At 43.4% G+C, this 3,906-nt stretch carries 5 protein-coding genes; 2 read left to right on the forward strand and 3 right to left on the reverse strand.

The annotated features are described in order from the left end of the window. Both D9Y29_RS26335 and D9Y29_RS26340 read right to left on the reverse strand, forming a co-directional pair. The coding region (locus tag D9Y29_RS26335) for a hypothetical protein (protein ID WP_164735565.1) at positions 1 to 334 on the reverse strand (334 nt) is incomplete at its 3' end. 191 nt (positions 335 to 525) lie between these two features. Further along, positions 526 to 798, reverse strand: coding sequence for a hypothetical protein (locus D9Y29_RS26340; protein WP_127133246.1), 273 nt, complete (start codon positions 796 to 798; stop codon positions 526 to 528). A gap of 93 nt (positions 799 to 891) precedes the next feature. Between D9Y29_RS26340 and D9Y29_RS26345 the strand changes: the two genes are divergently transcribed. Then, positions 892 to 1,119 (forward strand): helix-turn-helix domain-containing protein, encoded by a 228-nt coding sequence (locus tag D9Y29_RS26345; protein WP_127133247.1) that lies wholly within the window; start codon positions 892 to 894, stop codon positions 1,117 to 1,119. A gap of 143 nt (positions 1,120 to 1,262) precedes the next feature. On the opposite strand, the gene D9Y29_RS26350 is transcribed toward D9Y29_RS26345, so the two are convergent. Then, positions 1,263 to 1,658 (reverse strand): GreA/GreB family elongation factor, encoded by a 396-nt coding sequence (locus tag D9Y29_RS26350; RefSeq protein ID WP_127133248.1) that lies wholly within the window; start codon positions 1,656 to 1,658, stop codon positions 1,263 to 1,265. 379 nt (positions 1,659 to 2,037) lie between these two features. On the opposite strand from D9Y29_RS26350, the gene D9Y29_RS26355 reads away from it, so the two are divergent. Then, complete coding sequence (locus D9Y29_RS26355) at positions 2,038 to 3,738, forward strand: trypsin-like peptidase domain-containing protein (protein WP_164735566.1); 1,701 nt, start codon at positions 2,038 to 2,040, stop codon at positions 3,736 to 3,738. Positions 3,739 to 3,906: the final 168 nt, after the last annotated feature.

The raw sequence follows: 3,906 nt of genomic DNA on the forward strand, positions 1-3,906 counted from the left end.
AATAATTGGATTGCAGCACTGCAATGGCAAAAGGGGTGCCTTTGCTGAGTAGGATCTTGAATTCTTCCGGCGTCAGGAGCAGTGCGGATATCGGCAGTTTGTGTTTGCATCTTTGCTCGATCATGTCCAGCAGCTCATGCCTGGACTCTCTGGTGGACCTTGCCAGTATGAGGAGGTTGAGTTTTGTAGGCGCGACGATCTGTGGTGCTTGCGGGTGAAAGAAGGTCCAGACAGCTTGTTCCTGGCTGGTGAATGCCAATAGTGCGATCTTTTCTGTGGGAACGGTTCTAACAATGGTGACGATTACTTCCTGAAGAAGTGGATGAGGTTTCATGCGATCAATTTTAAATGCTTGAATGAATAGGAAGATGGGCAGACAGTCGCTCCTGATCAGTATTTGCGGGCATAGGATGATCCTATCGATTTACATCGATACCTGTGAGTATGCGAGCTTACAAAAGTGGAAAATGATACAGGAGCGATGGCTACTACAATAATAGCCTTGCCTGCGAGATAGAAGTGGGCTTAATTAGGTGCAATTTCAGGATTGTCCGGTTTTGTGATGAGGACATGCGCGACTTCGATCAAGTTGGAAATCCTGCGCAAGAAATCGATGAGGAGCCATTTGTCTTCTTTGTTCAGGTCACCGTAAGATTCTGTGATGGTGGTGTTTTGGAGATTATCCATGTCTGATCGGATTTTCTCGATGGAGTCTCCGTTGAAGAGTTGGTGGATGGAGGTGATGACAGTTTCTGATGGTTCTTTCTGAAGGCTCAAATGCGCTGTGTTGTTTCTCATACTGGTTAAGTTTAATTTTTAATGAATACTTGCCTATAGGTGATTGTTGATGGTCTGGCTTTATTCGACCTTCATACTTTCCTATAGGAGATTATGAAAAGTAAGATAGATCAGTACGTAATTAATAAAGTTCGTGAAAAACGTCTCGCCAAAAATATCTCTCAAGCAGATTTGGCGAACGAGTTAGGTCTTTCAGTGGGGTTTATCGGGAAAGTGGAAAGCTCTAATTATCCCTCGCACTATAATATTAAGCATCTAAATGAACTTGCAAGGATTCTCGGTTGTAGTCCTCAAGATCTTTTGCCTAAAAAACCATTGTAATTTTTTGATCTCGCTAAAGCAAAGATAAGAATTATTCTTTTAGTTCACTTGCCTATAGGTGATTGTTGATCAAAATAATTATTTACAATTCTCTATAATCCCCAAAGCCTTCAGCTCTGGGGATTATTTTGAAATAACCATCTCTAAATAAATACTGCATTGCTAACTTCCATTACTGTATAATAATTCTTCTTATTACCAGATTGCCAGGAAATGCTCTGTCCCTTTACAACTCCGAGCAAAGCAATGCCGAGTGGAGAAAGGGCTGATATCTTTCCAGACCAACTATCCCTTTCTGCAGGTGGAACCAATTTGAATTGAACATTTTGCCTGGTCTTAATATTTCGCAAGGTTATAATATCATACAGACGGGATACATTGTTAGGAAAGTCTGCAGCGCTTACCTGTTGGGCATTGGCCAACTTGTTTTTTATTTTACTTTTCTCATCCTCTGAAAGTGCCAAAAAATGATTATCAGTATTAAGAGCTGATGTTAACAGTTGGAAATCTTCCTGTAATACAATGACGATATGGCTCATAATAGATGTTTAATAAGTTGGATAAAATGATAATTGATATGGCAGAATACCATATCAGCTTCGTTTTGCAACGAAATCAGTATTTATATCCCCCGGAATGCAAATCATGCCGGGGATTACTTATTAAAGTCTTTAGGATTTGAGAAAGCGAAGAGTCGTTTACCTGCAAAGGGTGTAACTCCGGTAAGTTGTAAAAGCCCGGCAGCCAGCAAATGTTTATATAATTTGTGGTTACACATTTTCACGAATATAAGAAAACTTACATTGGCATTGTTGGCGCTTTAGACAACACAGACCTGAAATCTTAAGAAATATCCCACCCTTCCCTTCACCCTAAACCCCCACTTCTTTGTCAGTATTGCACCACAACATGCAATCAATGAACATCTCCACCTCTCAAAAGCTCCGCGCCTGCCTGATCGGTTTGGGGTTACTCCTCAATACCAGCCTTGTTTTCAGCCAGCAACTCGACTACAAATCCCTTCAATCCTCCATCCAGGCCGTAGTCAAAAAGGTATCCGGCGCTACCGTTGCCGTTTCTGGCTATGATACCCTAAAAAACCGCGTAAGCGGGCTCACTTTCAGTGCCGTTGTGGTTAGCAAAGATGGAATCATTCTCACAGCCGCTCATGCTGCCAAACCTCATCAGATTTACCAGGTCGCATTCCCCGATGGGAAAAAAGTATTGGCCATCGGTCTGGGAAGCAATAACGTCAACGACGCTGCTATCATCAAAATAATGTCTCCTGGTAACTGGCCATACGCAGAAATGGGATGGTCGGGTAACCTGGTGCCTTTTCAACCCTGCATCAGCATGGGCTATCCGCAAAACATGAAACAAAGCGGACATGCATTGGTGCGCTTCGGTTATATCACGAAAAGCAATTTGAACGAAGGGTTCTTATGCAATACGGCGCTGATGGAACCAGGCGATTCAGGCGGTCCATTATTTGACCTGAACGGGAAAGTGATCGGTATTCACAGCAGGATCTTTCAATCGCTGGATGCAAACTATGAAGTCCCGATGGATACATTCCGTCAATATTGGGATAAATTGCTCAAGCCGCAAACTTATTTCGTGGCCGACTCCGGCGATTCAAAAAAGCTCGAAGCCATGCCGCCCAATAAAAGCAAGCCAATCCCCGCACTGGAAAATATGCACGAAAACTTCCCTGCAGTATTTTCGAGGATTGCCCCCACTTCCTTCAATATTGCCAGCAGAATAAAGGGAGAAGAAATCACTGCGCTGGGCGCCCTTATTGCACTGCCTGTCTCTGGTTTCAATGACAAATCTTTCATCATCAGCAAAAGCTCCATTGTTGGAAACGATTCTGTTTTTGTTTCTTTCAAAGAGGAATCCTTTCCTGCAACTGCCATTGCAAGGGATTCCCTGAAAGATCTTGTTCTCCTGGAAGTAGCAGCTAAACTTAAGAATGGAATCGATATCGTGTCTGGTTCCTTTAGCAATGAAATGTATAAAAATGCTGGTACATTCCTGTTGTCGCCAGGAGCTAATTATGGTGCTCACAGGGTCAGCGTATTGAGCTCACCAACTGTCGGTTTTATTCCCTATGGCTGGAAATCTTACCTGGGCATTAGTGCCATCGAAAAGGATAATGCCCTCCTGATAAATAGTATCGACCCCTATGGTCCGGCTGCTTCAGCAAAATTGAAAACCGGAGATCAGATCCAAAGTATCAATGGGGTAAAAGTCACCACATGTACGGAGCTTGAATGGCAGGTGTCTGCCATCCGCCCTTCCACCCCCATCCTTCTGAAAGGAAAAAGGAAATGGTTTGGCTACACAAAAAAAATAACACTTAAACAGAAGAGTTTCTCCCAACCCCTTGCAGAGCATATGGCGGAACAATTTGAAGGAGGAAAAAGCGAGCGCAAAGATGGATTCAAAAAAGCATTTAGTCATGATGCAAGATTATATCCCTCAGAATGCGGCGGCCCTGTTTTCGATGGAGAAGGAAATTTTATGGGCATCAATATTTCCCGCATATCCAGAACAACTTCTCTCGCCATACCTGCAGAAGAAGTGAAGCTGTTTTTGAAAAATGCGCTGAAATTATAAGCACAAACAAAAACCTATAAAGCAGCGGCTGACTAAAAAGGCAGAGAGCTGGCAGTCGCTCGCCTCCCGGCGAGTGACTTGTATTTGTTCGCCTCCGGCGAACACCGCGTCTCCAGAGGCGACTGAATAAAACTCACTCGCCGGGCAATGTCATTAAGTTAAGGGATA

The sequence above is a fragment of the Pseudoflavitalea rhizosphaerae genome (genome assembly GCF_003991355.1).
Classification (GTDB): Bacteria; Bacteroidota; Bacteroidia; order Chitinophagales; family Chitinophagaceae; genus Pseudobacter; species Pseudobacter rhizosphaerae.

Excerpts from the sequence above, each read along its gene's own strand:
- D9Y29_RS26340 (WP_127133246.1), bottom strand. The coding sequence starts at position 798 with ATGAGAAACAACACAGCGCATTTGAGCCTTCAGAAAGAACCATCAGAA.
- D9Y29_RS26345 (WP_127133247.1), top strand. The coding sequence starts at position 892 with ATGAAAAGTAAGATAGATCAGTACGTAATTAATAAAGTTCGTGAAAAA.
- D9Y29_RS26350 (WP_127133248.1), bottom strand. The coding sequence starts at position 1,658 with ATGAGCCATATCGTCATTGTATTACAGGAAGATTTCCAACTGTTAACA.
- D9Y29_RS26355 (WP_164735566.1), top strand. The coding sequence starts at position 2,038 with ATGAACATCTCCACCTCTCAAAAGCTCCGCGCCTGCCTGATCGGTTTG.